At 64.5% G+C, this 13,658-nt stretch carries 13 protein-coding genes; 5 read left to right on the top strand and 8 right to left on the bottom strand.

The window, feature by feature from the left end; genetic code table 11:
• Positions 1-37: 37 nt before the first annotated feature.
• Together A6V37_RS32040 and A6V37_RS32045 are read right to left on the bottom strand one after the other, a co-directional pair.
• Positions 38-523 (bottom strand): response regulator, encoded by a 486-nt coding sequence (locus tag A6V37_RS32040; RefSeq protein ID WP_064267793.1) that lies wholly within the window; start codon positions 521-523, stop codon positions 38-40.
• Positions 524-610: 87 nt separating this feature from the next.
• Positions 611-2,221, bottom strand: a complete 1,611-nt coding sequence (locus A6V37_RS32045; RefSeq protein ID WP_064267792.1) for a sensor histidine kinase — start codon at positions 2,219-2,221, stop codon at positions 611-613.
• Positions 2,222-2,623: 402 nt separating this feature from the next.
• On the opposite strand from A6V37_RS32045, the gene A6V37_RS32050 reads away from it, so the two are divergent.
• Complete coding sequence (locus tag A6V37_RS32050) at positions 2,624-3,118, top strand: hypothetical protein (RefSeq protein ID WP_064267791.1); 495 nt, start codon at positions 2,624-2,626, stop codon at positions 3,116-3,118.
• 87 nt (positions 3,119-3,205) lie between these two features.
• Here A6V37_RS32050 and A6V37_RS32055 read toward each other — a convergent pair whose 3' ends face one another.
• Positions 3,206-5,623 (bottom strand): AsmA family protein, encoded by a 2,418-nt coding sequence (locus A6V37_RS32055; protein WP_064286726.1) that lies wholly within the window; start codon positions 5,621-5,623, stop codon positions 3,206-3,208.
• Positions 5,624-5,819: 196 nt separating this feature from the next.
• Between A6V37_RS32055 and A6V37_RS32060 the strand changes: the two genes are divergently transcribed.
• On the top strand, positions 5,820-6,539 hold the full coding sequence (locus A6V37_RS32060; RefSeq protein ID WP_064267789.1) for an ABC transporter ATP-binding protein: 720 nt from the start codon (positions 5,820-5,822) through the stop codon (positions 6,537-6,539).
• Positions 6,536-7,342, top strand: a complete 807-nt coding sequence (locus A6V37_RS32065) for an ABC transporter permease (RefSeq protein ID WP_064267788.1) — start codon at positions 6,536-6,538, stop codon at positions 7,340-7,342. Before A6V37_RS32060 ends, A6V37_RS32065 begins: the two co-directional genes overlap by 4 nt.
• Before the next feature lie 85 nt (positions 7,343-7,427).
• Here the strand turns inward: A6V37_RS32065 and A6V37_RS32070 are convergent, their stop codons facing one another.
• The gene (locus tag A6V37_RS32070; RefSeq protein ID WP_064267787.1) at positions 7,428-7,991 is read right to left on the bottom strand and encodes a DUF6013 family protein; all 564 of its coding nucleotides are present in this window, start codon (positions 7,989-7,991) and stop codon (positions 7,428-7,430) included.
• Positions 7,992-8,224: 233 nt separating this feature from the next.
• Positions 8,225-9,241: a zinc-binding alcohol dehydrogenase family protein gene (locus tag A6V37_RS32075; RefSeq protein ID WP_064267786.1), complete on the bottom strand. Its 1,017-nt coding sequence runs from the start codon at positions 9,239-9,241 to the stop codon at positions 8,225-8,227.
• Between the two features lie 179 nt (positions 9,242-9,420).
• On the opposite strand from A6V37_RS32075, the gene A6V37_RS32080 reads away from it, so the two are divergent.
• Entirely contained in the window at positions 9,421-10,374 is a 954-nt protein-coding gene (locus tag A6V37_RS32080; protein ID WP_064286727.1) for a LysR family transcriptional regulator, read from the top strand.
• Here the strand turns inward: A6V37_RS32080 and A6V37_RS32085 are convergent.
• The gene (locus A6V37_RS32085; RefSeq protein ID WP_064286728.1) at positions 10,350-11,609 is read right to left on the bottom strand and encodes a cytochrome P450; all 1,260 of its coding nucleotides are present in this window, start codon (positions 11,607-11,609) and stop codon (positions 10,350-10,352) included. The two genes, A6V37_RS32080 and A6V37_RS32085, sit on opposite strands and share 25 nt — an antisense overlap.
• A 271-nt stretch (positions 11,610-11,880) precedes the next feature.
• Between A6V37_RS32085 and serB the strand changes: the two genes are divergently transcribed.
• A complete protein-coding gene (gene serB, locus A6V37_RS32090; RefSeq protein ID WP_064267783.1) occupies positions 11,881-12,720 on the top strand; it encodes a phosphoserine phosphatase SerB in 840 nt (279 codons plus the stop codon).
• A gap of 77 nt (positions 12,721-12,797) precedes the next feature.
• On the opposite strand, the gene A6V37_RS42930 is transcribed toward serB, so the two are convergent.
• The gene (locus tag A6V37_RS42930; RefSeq protein WP_279616169.1) at positions 12,798-12,929 is read right to left on the bottom strand and encodes a hypothetical protein; all 132 of its coding nucleotides are present in this window, start codon (positions 12,927-12,929) and stop codon (positions 12,798-12,800) included.
• Between the two features lie 41 nt (positions 12,930-12,970).
• Entirely contained in the window at positions 12,971-13,429 is a 459-nt protein-coding gene (locus A6V37_RS32095; RefSeq protein ID WP_064267782.1) for a hypothetical protein, read from the bottom strand.
• Positions 13,430-13,658 lie beyond the last annotated feature (229 nt).

A 13,658-nucleotide genomic window follows, 5' to 3' on the forward strand; every position in this document is an offset into this window, starting at 1 on the left:
ATGCGCAGCTTTCGGGCTGCTTCACGCGAAGTTTCGGTCACGGCGCGGCCAGCCGCTGCCCGGACGGCAGCTTGACCACCTGCAGGAAAAAACCGAGGCGGCGCACGGCTTCGATGAACGCATCGTATTCGACGGGCTTGGTGATATAGACGTTACAGCCGAGCTCGTAGCACCGCTCGATTTCGCGCGGGTCGTCGGTCGTCGTCAGGACGATCACCGGCACGGCGGCCGTTTGCGGCGACTCCTTCAGGCGCCGCAACACTTCGAAACCGTCCACGCGCGGCATCTTCAGATCCAGCAGCACGACGAAATTCGTCAGATTTTCGCGCGCAGGGAGCGCGTTGGCAGCGGGGCTCGCGGCAACCGGCGCCGGGCCGAAAAAATAATCGAGTGCCTGCTGGCCGTCGCGAAAACGCACAAAGCAGTTCGAAATGCCGGCACGGCGCAGATTGCGCTCGACCAGCGTGGCGTGGCCGTCGTCATCTTCGATCAGCACGATGCTGACCGTCTCCCCGTGGCTCATATGCTCTCCGTACTAAACGTTTCTATGTTTGCCGCTTGTGATTGTCGTGCCGCTTCCGTTGCTGCTTCTGCTTGCGCCTGCGCTGCCTCAAATGCGCGTGGGCTGTTCCGGCAACGCCACAAAAAACGTTGAACCGGCCCCTTCCGCGGACTCGACCCAGACGCGGCCGCCATGCCGCTCCGCCACCCGCCGCACCACCGCGAGACCGATCCCGTCTCCCGCTGCCGCGTCGCCGTGCAGGCGCTGAAACGCCCGGAACACCTTCGACATATACGCGGCCGGAATGCCCAGGCCGTTGTCGCGCACGTAATAGGTGCGCATGCGCACCGTGCGCGGCTCGGTCTCCTCGACCGGTTCCGGATCCAGCGCGCCGACTTCGATGCGGCCATTGCGAGCCGGATCGAGATAGTTCAGCGCGTTGCCGATCAGGTTGCTGAAAATCTGCTCGATCGCGCCCGGGTCGCCCCAGGCGGGGGGCAACTCGCGCACGGTCACCACCGCCGCACGCTGCCCGATCACGCCTTGCAGCGTGTCGATCACCCGGCCCACCACGCGCCCGACGCTCACCCGCTGCCATTGATACTCGAGCCGGCCGGCACGTGAAATCCGCAACAGCGCGTCGATGATCGCCGCGGCCCGCGTGACCGCAATACGCAAGTATTGCAAGGATTCGCGCACATCGCCCTGGAGTATATGCGCCATGCGCCGATGTTCGGCCTCCGGCAATCCGGCCGCCTCGACGAGATTATCCAGCTCGGTGCACGAGACCTGCAATTCCTTCGAAAAACCTTGCAGATTCACCAATGGCGAGCGCAGATCGTGCGACACGCTGTAGATGAACATTTCATTGTCTTGCGTTTCCTGACGCAGCTCCTCATTGACGCCCGCCAGTTCCCGCGCGCGCGCTTCGAGCCTCGCTTTCAGCGTGGCCTGCCCGGCTTCCGCCTCGCGCAGGCGAGCGCCCGTCTGATGCAGCACGGCGTCGAGCGCGGCGATTTCGTCGTCGCCCGATAGCGGCGCGGCGAGCGGCCGGCCGCTGCCGAGACGCTCGGCATTGTCGGTCAGCACTTCCAGCCGCCGGCCAATGCTGCGTGCGAACACCACCGCGGTAGCGCCCCAGATCAGCATCGAGCCGAGCACCGCGGCGACCAGCGCATTCTGCTGACGATCGCGGCGCTGCATGAGCGACGCCGCGCGTTCGGCGTCGAGCCGCGACGCCTCCTCGCCGAACGCGGCGAGCTCGTCGCGAAACACGGCGACCTGCTGCGGCAGCGCGCCGGCTTCCAGCACGGCAAACGACTTCGGGCTGCGGCCCGCGTGCAGCGCCTGCGAGATCGCGACAGCCTGCACGCGATAGGCTTCGATCGCCCGCTGCATCTTGTGCACACGCTCGAGTTGCTGCGGTGTGTCGGCAACCAGCGAGTCGAGATTCGACAGACGGTCGCCCAGGTCGACCCACACCGTATGGCGGTCGATCAGCGACGGATCGCCGATGACCATCGCCGTGCGAATCCGTGCCGCCTGACGCAGCAGCGGATCGACAATGGCCGACGACTGGTAGAGAACCTGCTTGCTGTTGGTGACCCACTGCGCGGCCTGCGCCGTCTGCTCCTGGGTGTCGAAGACGACACCGAGTAGTGCCAGCTCGACCACGCTCGGCACGGCAATCAGCAGCAGCCCCTTGGTGAAAAGTTTCATGTTCGCCCGAAGGATCGCAAACGGTCACTCAGGCCGCCGCGGTTCGCGGGACCGCCCGCGCCTCGCCTTGCAGACAGGCGCCGGCAAGGCCGGAACGACGAACACGGCGTGGTGCAGCCGGACGGGCCATTATCGACGTGAACGCGAGATATTTCAATGCAGCGGCAAGATGCGCTCGCCCACATAAAAATGACTTTTTTATTGATACGGGATGTTTTTTCCGCGCCTCGTGCGTCTATGATGGAGACAGACGTGATGGGAAGGGAAAGCGCGCGGCGAGGCGGTTCGGCATGATTCGTGCGGGAGTGGGTGGTGCGGCGCAAACGTCGAATCACCGTGAATCCAGCCTTGTCGTATGCTATAAAAGATCGACGTGCGGCGCGCGAAGCCGGGAGTTGTCGCATGAGGACGCTGCGTTTCTTGCAATTCTTTTTCAGGCGAATTTTTATGTCCTTCCCGAAAAAGCGTAGACGCGCGAAGGTGGACGGCGATGAGTCGTTCCTCGCGGTACTACGGCATTTCAAGCCGTTCGGTCAGCTCGACACCAAAATAGCGCGCGCTCGTGCCCAGGACGAGCCGGTTCTCTACGCCCACGTGCTGCCCGGACTCGACGTGCTTCTGTGCAGCGTGCGCGGAGCGCAGCCGCCCTATCCGGCAGCCGCGGAATTGCGGCGGCGCTGCATCGAATCCATTACCAATGCACTGGAGCAGCCGCTTGACGGGCTCGAGAACGGCGGTTACTGGTATGAGGCCGACGGCTTCGGTTTTCTGGTGTTTGCGAGCCGTGCCCGCGCCAAGATCCTGACCGAGTTCGGCGCGACCCGCATCGGCGGCGCCCGTCGCGGCGTTCGCCGTCAGGACGCGGCCGGAGACGCGACGCCGCGCTCGCTGAGGTAGTCACTCCCCCTTGCAACGCCGCTCTCACCCCGACAGTTCGTCGGGGGGCGTCGCACGCGTGCGCCCGCCCGCGCACCGCCCGCAACGTCAGCTTCCCTTATAGTCCACCGCATTCGCCGGCGCCGCGGGTTTCCCGCCCGTCACGCCCGGCTGCGCAGCACGCCCCGACGACTTGTTGACCGGCGCGCCATCCAGAGAAACGGCTGCCTTTGGGGCTTGCTTCACACCTGGCGGCGGCGCGGTCGGCGACTGACGAACCTGGGTCAGCAACTGCGTGCACGGCAGCGGCTGGTTGTTGCTCGGCGCAATCAGCGGAATCAGCGCCGCGAACGGATTGAGCAAGCCTAGACCGATCATCGCACCGCCTCGCAACGCCAGCGCGGTCGCGTCCACGCCGACGTGCGGATCCTTGAACGTGCCCTTCACGTAAAGCGGCGAGCGTAGCGAGAAGACCCGGAAGCCCTTGGTGTGCGGATGCACGCCGAGATTCATGGACTCGTCGCGCAGATTCACCGTACCGTCGATATTGATCACCGCGTCGTCCGTGTCGAGCGCGAAGACGCGCGAATCGAGCACGCCATTGGTCGCGACGAAATCGGCGGCCGCGCAGTTGATCTTCACATCGCGATTGGCGAACAGCTTCTCATACACGACGTTCGCCACGTTCAGCCCGGCCGCCTCCATCAGCAGGCGGCTCACCGTGCCCTGAGTGACCAGCGCCTTGACCTCGCCGTTCGAGGTCGCCGCCAACGCCGCGGGCGAATTGCCGGTCGCGCTCAACGCCGCGTCGCCGTTGATTTCGCCGAGCGCGCTCTGCATCGACTTGAAGTCCGGGAACAACTGCTTGAGCTTCAGATGCCGCGCGGACGTCTCCACTCGGCCCTTGAGCGGCGTCGCGCTGCCGTCCAGATGAATGTTCGACTCCAGCGAGCCGCCGGCCACGCCGAACTTCAACGGCTCCAGCGAGAGGACGCCGTCGGTCATCACGACATGGGTGTACAGGTCGGTGATCGGCAGGTTCGTGTCCTTGACGATGCGCCGGCCGGTGAATTTCACGTCGGCATCGATTGCCTGCCAGCGGTCGGTGCGAAACTCTTCCACCGGCAGCACCTTGCTCGCCGGCTGCGCCGTCGCGTCGCCCCGTTTGGCCTTGCTGGCTTTCGAATCCGCGCCGATCACCGGCGCCAGATCGGCGAATTGCAGCAGATGCGACACCAGTTCGCCCTGCAACAACGGGCGCGGTTCACGCGCCATATAGGTCAGCGAGCCGTTCAGGTCGCTGCCGCCGACCCGGCCGGTGAAATTTTCATACGTGAACACATTGGCGCCGGGGTTGAACTGGCCGACAAGGCGCCCGTCGGTCGCATACGGCGGCGTCTCGGGCAAGGTCACGCCGGTCAGCGCATAGAGGCGCGCCATGCTGTTGCCTTGCAGCCAGAGACGCAAGTCGAGCGCCGCCAGATGCGCCGGATCGGTGATCGTGCCAACGAGGCCGACATGCAGATCGCCCGCTTTCACGTCGGCCTGCACGGGGAACGGGCGATTCTCGTCCTGCAGTGCCAGCACGCCCCCCACCTTGCCGCTGCCCGACACCGGGGTCGTGTTGTAGGTGCCCTTCAAAGTCCAGCCGATGGCATACAGCATCTCACGCTTCACGCCGGCCGGCGTGTTTGCAGCGCTTGCGGCACCTGGCGCGGCCTGGCTTGCTGCCGAGCTTGCCGACCCGCTCGCCGCCCCGCTTGCCATCCCGCTTGCCGCCTCACTCCCGCCCTCGCTTGCCGCCGATGCCGCCGCAGCCTCCGACGCCGCCTGCGCGTTCGCCTGCTCAGCCAGCCTGTTCGCACCCGCCTTGCCGATCGCTTGCGCCGATGCGCTGCGCGACGCCTCTTCCTGCTGCTTCATCGCCTCGCCAATCGGAATCGGCTGGCCGAGCGTATCGACGGCCATCTGCAAATCGACCTTGCTCTGCTGGTCGGACAGTGCGATCGCCCCCTTGGCGAAGGCGATGTCGTGCAGATCGAGCCTCCATTCCGAAGGTCCGCTGGATGACGCCAGCTTGAAGGTCCAGTTATTGCGTCCGTCGACGAGGCGTTCCAGATCGACTGAGGGGTTCACCAGACCAATCGACGGAATCACGATGTCGTGCGCCAGCAGCGGCAGCACCTTGATCTGGAAGTCGATCTCGTCGAGCGTGGCGAATTGCGGCTGTTTCGTCCACTCGGGGTTGCCCACCGTGATAGTGGCTGCCGAAAAGCGCGGCCAGGGCACCCAGCCCCGCCATCCGGTCTCGCCCACCGGATGCTGCCAGCTGACCTTCAGATCGCCGTTGATGGCGAACGGCCGGCCGATAGCCTGCGTGACCTTGTCGTTGACATAGGGTCTCGCCCGGTTCCAGTCGAACGTCAGGATGAAAACTGTCAGCGCGGCGATCAGAATCACGACGATCGCCAACAGCCATACGATAATTTTTCCGATCCGTTTTCCGATCGTGCTTGATACCGCCATTAATAGGCTCCGCTATTTTCTTTGCACCTTATACGCCGGACAGCAGATGTCGTGCCCGGTCGCGAGCGACGAGTCGCCGCCGTCGTTTTATCATGACGCACAGTTCCATCACAAATCGTCGCAACAATTGGGCCGCCGTATCGTTGCAACGATACCCAGACTTTGACAAGACGCTTTCCCCACCAAGATCCGACTGATGACCGACGTACCCTTCGTTCTCGCCGAGGGCATCGCCCGGCGCGATGCCGCGCGCGGCCAGACGCTGCTGCAGCCGACCACCTTCGCCCTCAACGCCGGCGATCGTGTTGCGATCACCGGGCCGTCCGGCTCAGGCAAGAGCGTATTCCTGCGCGCCCTCGCCCTGCTCGACCCGCTCGATGCAGGACGCATCCTGTGGCACGGTGCGCCAGTGGACCGCGCCGTCATCACGCGCTACCGGCGCAACGTCGCCTATATCCGCCAGCGGCCCGCGCTGCTCGACGGCAGCGTGGAAGACAATCTGCGCTACCCGTTCGACTTGCGCGCGTATCGCGACGTGCGCTTCGATCGCGCCCGCGCGGCAAGCCTCGCCGTTCAGGCCGGCCGTGGCGGCGATTTTCTCGACAAGCGCGCGAGCGAACTCTCTGGTGGCGAAGCGCAGATCACCGCACTGATTCGCGTGCTGCAGCTTGCGCCCGAGGTGCTGCTGCTCGACGAACCCACCGCCTCGCTCGACCCGGAGTCGTCACGTGCGATCGAGGGGCTGGTGCAGGCCTGGTTCGATGCCGAGCCTGGCCGCCACGCCTCCATGTGGGTGTCCCACGATCCCGCGCAGGCCGCGCGCATGAGCGAGCGGCACCTGACCATGCGCGCGGGCGTGCTCGATGACACCTCGGTGGCGCCCTCGCTCCTCGCTCGCCAGGAGCTCGGCCAATGAATCTGCAAAACCTGAGTCTCTGGGACGTCGCGATTGCCGCGCTGCTGATCGTCGTGAACGGCGCGCTATCGGTCGCGCTCAAGCTCGATCTCGAACGCAAGCTCGCGTGGGCGGCGACGCGCACCGTCGTGCAGTTGCTTGCGATCGGCTACGTGCTCGGCTGGGTGTTCCGCTACGATCGCTGGTTCGTCGTGCTGCCGCTGATGATCGTGATGACGCTGATCGCCGGGTTCGCGGGTGCGCAGCGCGGCAGCCGCACGTATGCCGGGCAGCGCGCCGACAGCGTGCTGTCGATCTGGGTCAGCTCCTGGCTGGTGGCCGCTGTGGGACTCTTCGTCGTGATCCGCATCCACCCGTGGTATGAACCGCAATACGCGATTCCGATTCTCGGCATGATCCTGGGCAATACGTTGACCGGTGTGTCGCTCGGCATCGAACGGATGACTGAGGAATTGACCGCGCGGCGCGACCGCGTCGATATGGCGCTCGCGCTCGGCGCGACGCGCTGGGAAGCGGCGCAGGCGCCGGCACGGCAAGCGGTGCGGGCGGGCATGATGCCGACGCTGAACCAGATGGCCGTGGTCGGCGTGGTGAGCCTGCCGGGCATGATGACCGGCCAGGTGCTGGCCGGCCAGTCGCCGTTGCAGGCCGTGCGCTATCAGATCGTGATCATGTTCCTGATCGCCGCGGCGTCGGCGCTGGGGACGGTGGGCGCGGTGCTGCTCACGTACCGGCGGCTCTTTTCGGCGGAGCACCGGTTTCTCGCGGCGCGGCTGGTCGAACGCACCGCGGCACAACGCTAACGCAACGATAACGCGGTGATAAATGCGGCGATAACGCGGTGAGCCGCCGAGGCGAGCCTGGCCGGCCGTTCACCGCGCGCCCGGCTCAACGCTTGGCGCTGATTGCCACCTCGGTGCCGTCGTTGAGCGTGAGTGTTTTCGTGCTGCCGTTGACCGGCATCGTGAAGCGCAGGATCTGGCTCACGGTCACGTCGTTCGGACACTTGAGCGTTTTGCCGCCGCTCGTCACGGTTTTCACGCCGTGCGGCGTCTGTGCCTGAAAGCTCAATTGCACGCTTGCGGTGCCGTCACCGGCAACGACCGGAGCGAAGCGAATCTGCGTCTGCCGAATCATCGCGCCGTTGGTGTCGACCGGCAGCGAAGCGTAGTTCGGACACGCGTCCGTCGCGGGAACCGGGCCGCCCGGCGGCACGGTTTTCCACGTGAAGTCGTCCGATTCGCCGGAGCGGATCGTGCGGGTTTCCTGCGAGTTGCCGAACTGTTTGGACGTGACGCGAACCGTGTAGCGGATCGGACCGTCGAGGGCGGACTGGGACGTGACGGTGATCGGCGTGGCGGCGTGGGCCACCTGCGCGAGCATGCCGGGCACGAGCGCGCAAGCGAGAGAAGCGACAACGGAAACGGCGGAGAGTTTGAAGCTCGAGCTCATACTGTCACCTCGTTGTTGTGCCGCTGCGCACTCGCTTCAGTGCTCCTGCCCGCGCACCGCCCGACTGAACGACACCGGTCGATGCGCGGCCAGCCGGGCCGCGAGATACGCAACTGTTTTGCCGTGATGCACCACCAGTCTAACGCCAAGCGGCACGGCGCGTGCTGCGTACGAGTCGGGTGTTAACCCGCTTGCGGCAAAGCGAATTTTGCGCCTGCCGCGCGTGTCGCTGGTCAGAAACCCGTCAGCACCAGCTTGCCGATCGCGCGCCCATCTTCGAGCAGTTGATGCGCGCGGCGCAGATTCGCGGCGTTGATCGTCCCGAGGGTCTGCCCGACCGTCGTGCGCAACGTGCCCGCATCGACGAGGCGCGCCACTTCGGTGAGCAGCTTGTGCTGCTCGATCATGTCGGGCGTGCCGAACATCGAACGCGTGAACATGAATTCCCAGTGGAACGCGCCGCTTTTCGCCTTCAGCAGATCGACCTGCACCGGCTGGCTGTTTTCGACGATCGTGCAAATGCCGCCTTGCGGTTTGAGGACTTCGGCCGCGGCCGGGAAGTTCTTGTCGGTGTCGTTGAAGATCAGCACGTAGTCGACCTGTTCGATACCGAGCTTTTTCAACTGTGCCGGCATGTCGCCGAAGTGATCGACGATGTGGTCCGCGCCCAGTTCCGTGGCCCATTTCGCCGATTCGGGACGCGATGCGGTGGCGATCACCTTCAGCTTGGCGAGCTGCTTCGCCAGTTGAATACCGATCGAACCGACCCCGCCCGCACCACCGATGATCAGCACCGAGCGGCCCTCATGGGCACCTTGCGGCGATACCCCGAGACGGTCGAACAACGCTTCCCATGCGGTGATCGCGGTCAACGGCAGCGCGGCCGCGTGGGTGAAATCGAGCGACGCCGGCTTGCGCCCGGCAATCCGCTCGTCGACCAGATGGAATTCGCTGTTGGCGCCTGGCCGCGTGATGCTGCCCGCATAGAACACTGGATCGCCGACCTTGAACAAGGTGACCTCCGGGCCCACTGCGACCACCGTGCCGGCCGCATCCCAGCCGAGCACGCGCGGGGTGGTTTCGACCGTATCTTTCGGCGCGCGCACCTTGAAGTCGACCGGATTGACGGAAATAGCCTCGACTTTCACCAGCAGATCGCGGCCCGTGGCTTCAGGTGTTGGGATTTCGACGTCGACCAAGGATTCGGCTTGATCGATCGGCAAGTAACGATAGAGACCCACGGCTTTCATACACGCTCCTGTTCGCTCAATAGAAATGGGGGGACCGCGACCTGCGTGGGCGGCCTTCCACGGGGCGGCCCTCCGCTCGGCCCATGCCGGTCATCGATCTCACTGGCGCCATCCTAAGGCGGTTTTTACTCTCGAAAAACCGTCATAATGGCTTAAACATCTTTTTGAATTTCAGAACAATGAATCGCCCTAGCCTACCCGCGTCGTCCGCGTCCAGTGAGCGGGAGCGGCTCGATCTGCTCGACGTGGCGTTATTCGTGCGCGCCGCGCTGCTCGCCAACGTATCGGCGGCCGGCCGCGAATTCGGCCTGTCGGCCGCCGTTGCCAGTTCCCGCATCGCGCAGCTCGAGAAACTGCTGGGCGCGCGGCTGCTGCACCGTACCACGCGCCGTATCAGCCTCACGCAGGACGGTGAAGTATTCATGACGCGCGCCGAAGCCTTGCTCGACGCGGCGGCCGCCGCGCGCGCCTCGGTGGGCCGGGCGCAGGCCGAGCCGCAGGGCCGCCTGCGGGTGTCGATGCCGTCGTCGTTCGGGCGGCAGCACGTGTCGCCGGTAATCAGCGAATTTCTGCGCCGCTATCCGGGCGTGAGTGTCGATTTGCGGCTGACCGACCAACTGGTCGATCTCGTCGACGCGGGTATCGACGTGGCGATCCGTATCGGTGTGCTAAAGGATTCGTCGCTGGTGGCGCGGCGCCTCGTGGCGAATCGCCGGGTGCTGTGCGCGGCGCCCGCCTACCTCGCCGCGCGCGGCACGCCGCATCATCCTTCGGACCTCGCGCAGCACGAGTGCGTGATGCTGTCGGACCAGCGTGACTGGGCGTTCGTCACGCCCGCCGGGCCGCTCGAGGTGCGGGTCAGCGGACGCCTCGTCACGGATAACGGTGAAGTGATCCGCGACGCGCTGCTGGCGGGTTTCGGCATCGCGCTCAAGTCGACCTGGGACGTCGCGCCCTATCTGCGCAGCGGCGCACTGGTCAGCGTGCTCGACGCCTACCCGCTCGCGGAGAACGTCGCGATCTGGGCGGTGTATCCGAGCCGCGCGTTCGTGCCACCGAAGACCCTCGCGTTCATTGAGTTCCTTGCCGCGCATTTCGGCGAGCCGCCTTATTGGGACGTCGACCCGGGCTGAGAGGGTTCGAGTTCCACCGGCACCGCGGCGAAGCCGCGAAAGCGCACGCGTCCGCCGCGAATCGGCTCGCCGTTCAGGCGATACCCTGGAAAACGCTGCACGAAACGGCCGATGGCAATGCGCGCTTCCAGCCGCGCGAGCGACAACCCCGCACATTGATGAATGCCGAAGCCGAACGCGAGGTGCCGGTTCGGATCGCGACGGATGTCGAAGCGGTCCGGATCCGCGAACTGCTCCGGGTCGCGATTGGCCGCGCCGATGCACAGCGTGACAGGTGTGCCGCGCGCGAGCGCGACGCCGCCAATGTCGGCATCGACTGTCGTCATGCGATTGCCGAGCTGATTCGAGCTCTCGAAACGCAAACACTCTTCAACCGCCGACTCGATCAGCGACGGCTCGTGCAGCAACGCGGCGCGCTCGTCGGGCCATTGCGTCAGCGTGACGAGCCCGTTGCCGATCAGATTCGTCGTGGTCTCATGGCCGGCGTTCAAAATGAAAATGCAGTTTTGCAGCAACTCCGCTTCCGATAACTGTTCGCCGCCGGCTTCCCCCTGAATCAGGCGCGTCAACACGTCATGCTGCGGGTCACCCGGCTCACGCCGGCGTCGCGCGACCAGCCCGCGCAAATAGTCGATGAATTCGCTCACCGCGCGATTGCCGCGCTCGAGCTGCGCTTCGGTCAGCGAAGGCTCGAGCGCGCCGAGTATCGCGAGCGACCAGTCGCGCAACGGCGCGCGCTCCGCGCTCGGCACGTCCAGCAGATTGCCGATGATCTCAATCGGAATCGCCGACGCGAACTCGCCGATCAGATCGATGCGGCCACGTTCGGCGGCAGCGTCGAGCAGCCCGTCGACGAGGCGCACCAGCCCCGGCTCCATGGCGGCGATCGCGCGCGCCGTCAGCGCTCCGGCGATCAGTTTGCGCACCCGCGTGTGGCGCGGCGGATCGTTGAATACGAGGCTGGTCGTGTGATGCGCGTAAAGCGGCGAGTCGCCGTACTTGGGCTTGAATTCGACGGTCTTGTCGGAGCTGAAGGTCTTAGGGTCGCGATAGACCGCCTGCACGTCCCGAAACCGCGTGAGAAACACCGAGCCGTCCGGCATGCGCTTGACCGGCTCATGAGCGCGCAGCGCATGGTAGACCGGATAGGGATCGGCATAGAAAGCGGGGTTCAGGTGGCGCAGATCGAAGTCGCGCGCGAGGGTGGCTGCGTCGCTGGCGGTCGCCGGGGGCATGCGTTGTCTCCGTGGTGGCGCGCCTCGTCGCGGGAGCCGGTGCGTTTCGTGTGCCGTGCGGCGCACGCAGTGAAAGCGTGGGATGCTGCGGCAGTCTTGCGCAACGGCTGCGAGGCGTCGTTCGATGTGCCAGTATGACCCGGACGCTCACCGATTGCACGGCGGATCACAGGACACACGCCGGCGGCGGCGCCCTCCCCCGAACCGTTACAATAGCGGGATTTTCCGCGCGCGCCGCGCGTCCGCCCTTTTCTGCGTTACTGCGTCGTCCATGAACCTCGTCATCCAAAGCCCCGCGCCTCTTTCCGCCGATCATCACAAAACGCTCGTCGCGCTCGCGCGCGGTTCACAGGCGACCGTCATCGACGCGAACGCGATTCGCATTGCCGACGCAAACGTCTCGCAGCGCGCCGACCTCGACGTGTATTGCTCCACGCATCAACTGGATTACGCGTTTGTTGAGGCCGGCCGCCAGCTGCGCGACTTCGGGCTGGTCGCCATGGACATGGATTCGACGCTGATCACGATCGAGTGCATCGACGAAATCGCCGATTTCTGCGGATTGAAAGCGCAAGTGGCGGCGATCACCGAGGCTTCGATGCGTGGCGAAATCAAGGACTTCAACGAAAGCCTGACGCGCCGCGTGGCGTTGCTCAAGGGTCTCGATGCGAGCGCACTCGAGCGCGTCTACGAGGAGCGGCTGCGACTCTCGCCGGGCGCCGAGCAGATGCTGGCCGGCGCAAAGGCGGCCGGGTTGAAGACACTGCTGGTGTCGGGCGGATTCACTTTCTTCACCGACAAGCTGAAGGCACGCCTTGGTCTCGATTTCACTCGTGCCAACACGCTTGAAATCGTGGACGGCAAACTGACGGGCAACGTGACCGGCGAGATCGTCAACGCTGAGGTGAAGGCCCGCACACTGCGCGAGACGTGCGCCCAATTGGGCATTGAGCCGAGCCGCGCGATTGCCATGGGCGACGGCTCCAACGATCTGAAGATGATGGCCGAGGCGGGACTTTCCGTTGCGTTCCGTGCCAAGCCGGTGGTGCGCGAAGCAGCCAGCGTGGCGTTCAACTACGTTGGACTGGATGGGTTGTTGCGTCTGTTCTGACGCCGGTTTGATGTGCCTGTTTTGTGTGCCGGCCGGGACGTCACGTCGGCCGGCTCCGGCAATGGAGTGTGCTGCGCTTATCTTTTGAAAATGTCGGTGGTGGCCGCCAGTACCAAGCAGATAAGATCGACGCTTAAGAGAAACATCATCACCTTCAGAAAACGTAGGCGATTTTCGTCTGACGACAGAAAGATGGTTAGCTTTTTCATGACTCCCTCCTTGAAAGCATCAGTATAAATGCCGCACCATCTCAGAAAAGCGGATTCAAATGCATGTGTAGGAATGCAAACAGAACTGCAGCAATGCCTGTTAGCACAATCGACATGCCTATTTCTGCACGTGAGAAGCTTCCGGCAGCGGATGGTCCTTGCCGGTAACGAACACGGGCCTCCAGCCTTCCGTAGTGCGCGTTGACCAAGCCGAGCATCACGCAACTGGAACAGATAAATCCCAGCACGCAGAGTCCGGCAAGGCAGAGCACCAGAAGCGACACTTCGCCGCTTCCCCGCTCCAGCGTCGTGACCACCTCATATCCCGCGGAAGCACACAGCCCATTTGCGCACCAGAACAGTTGGCCGTCTTTCACCGATCCGGCGATCAACGTCTTCGCGACGCGCCAGCCGTGAGCAGGAGCGACGAGCACAAGCGTGAAGATCGGGCCGATGATCGGCACGCCAAGATTCAGCACCATCCAGAAACAGAGATTCATCAAAGCTCACCATCGTGCGGCAACCGTTAGTTGGGTACACACGATCGTAGCGCCGGGATTTCACATTGAACACTCGGCCAAATGGTTAGGCTTACTGGCTATAAAAATCTATGGTCAGCCCGATTTTTGCAAGCGAGGCGGTGTTGGCATAAAGTGGACTTGCTCGAATCTATCCGGGGTCGTGGATGGGAAAGATCCCGCCCCATGATGAGAGCTGCGCCGGGCAAAC

It is taken from the genome of Paraburkholderia ginsengiterrae (assembly GCF_001645125.1).
GTDB classification, from domain to species: domain Bacteria; phylum Pseudomonadota; class Gammaproteobacteria; order Burkholderiales; family Burkholderiaceae; genus Paraburkholderia; species Paraburkholderia ginsengiterrae.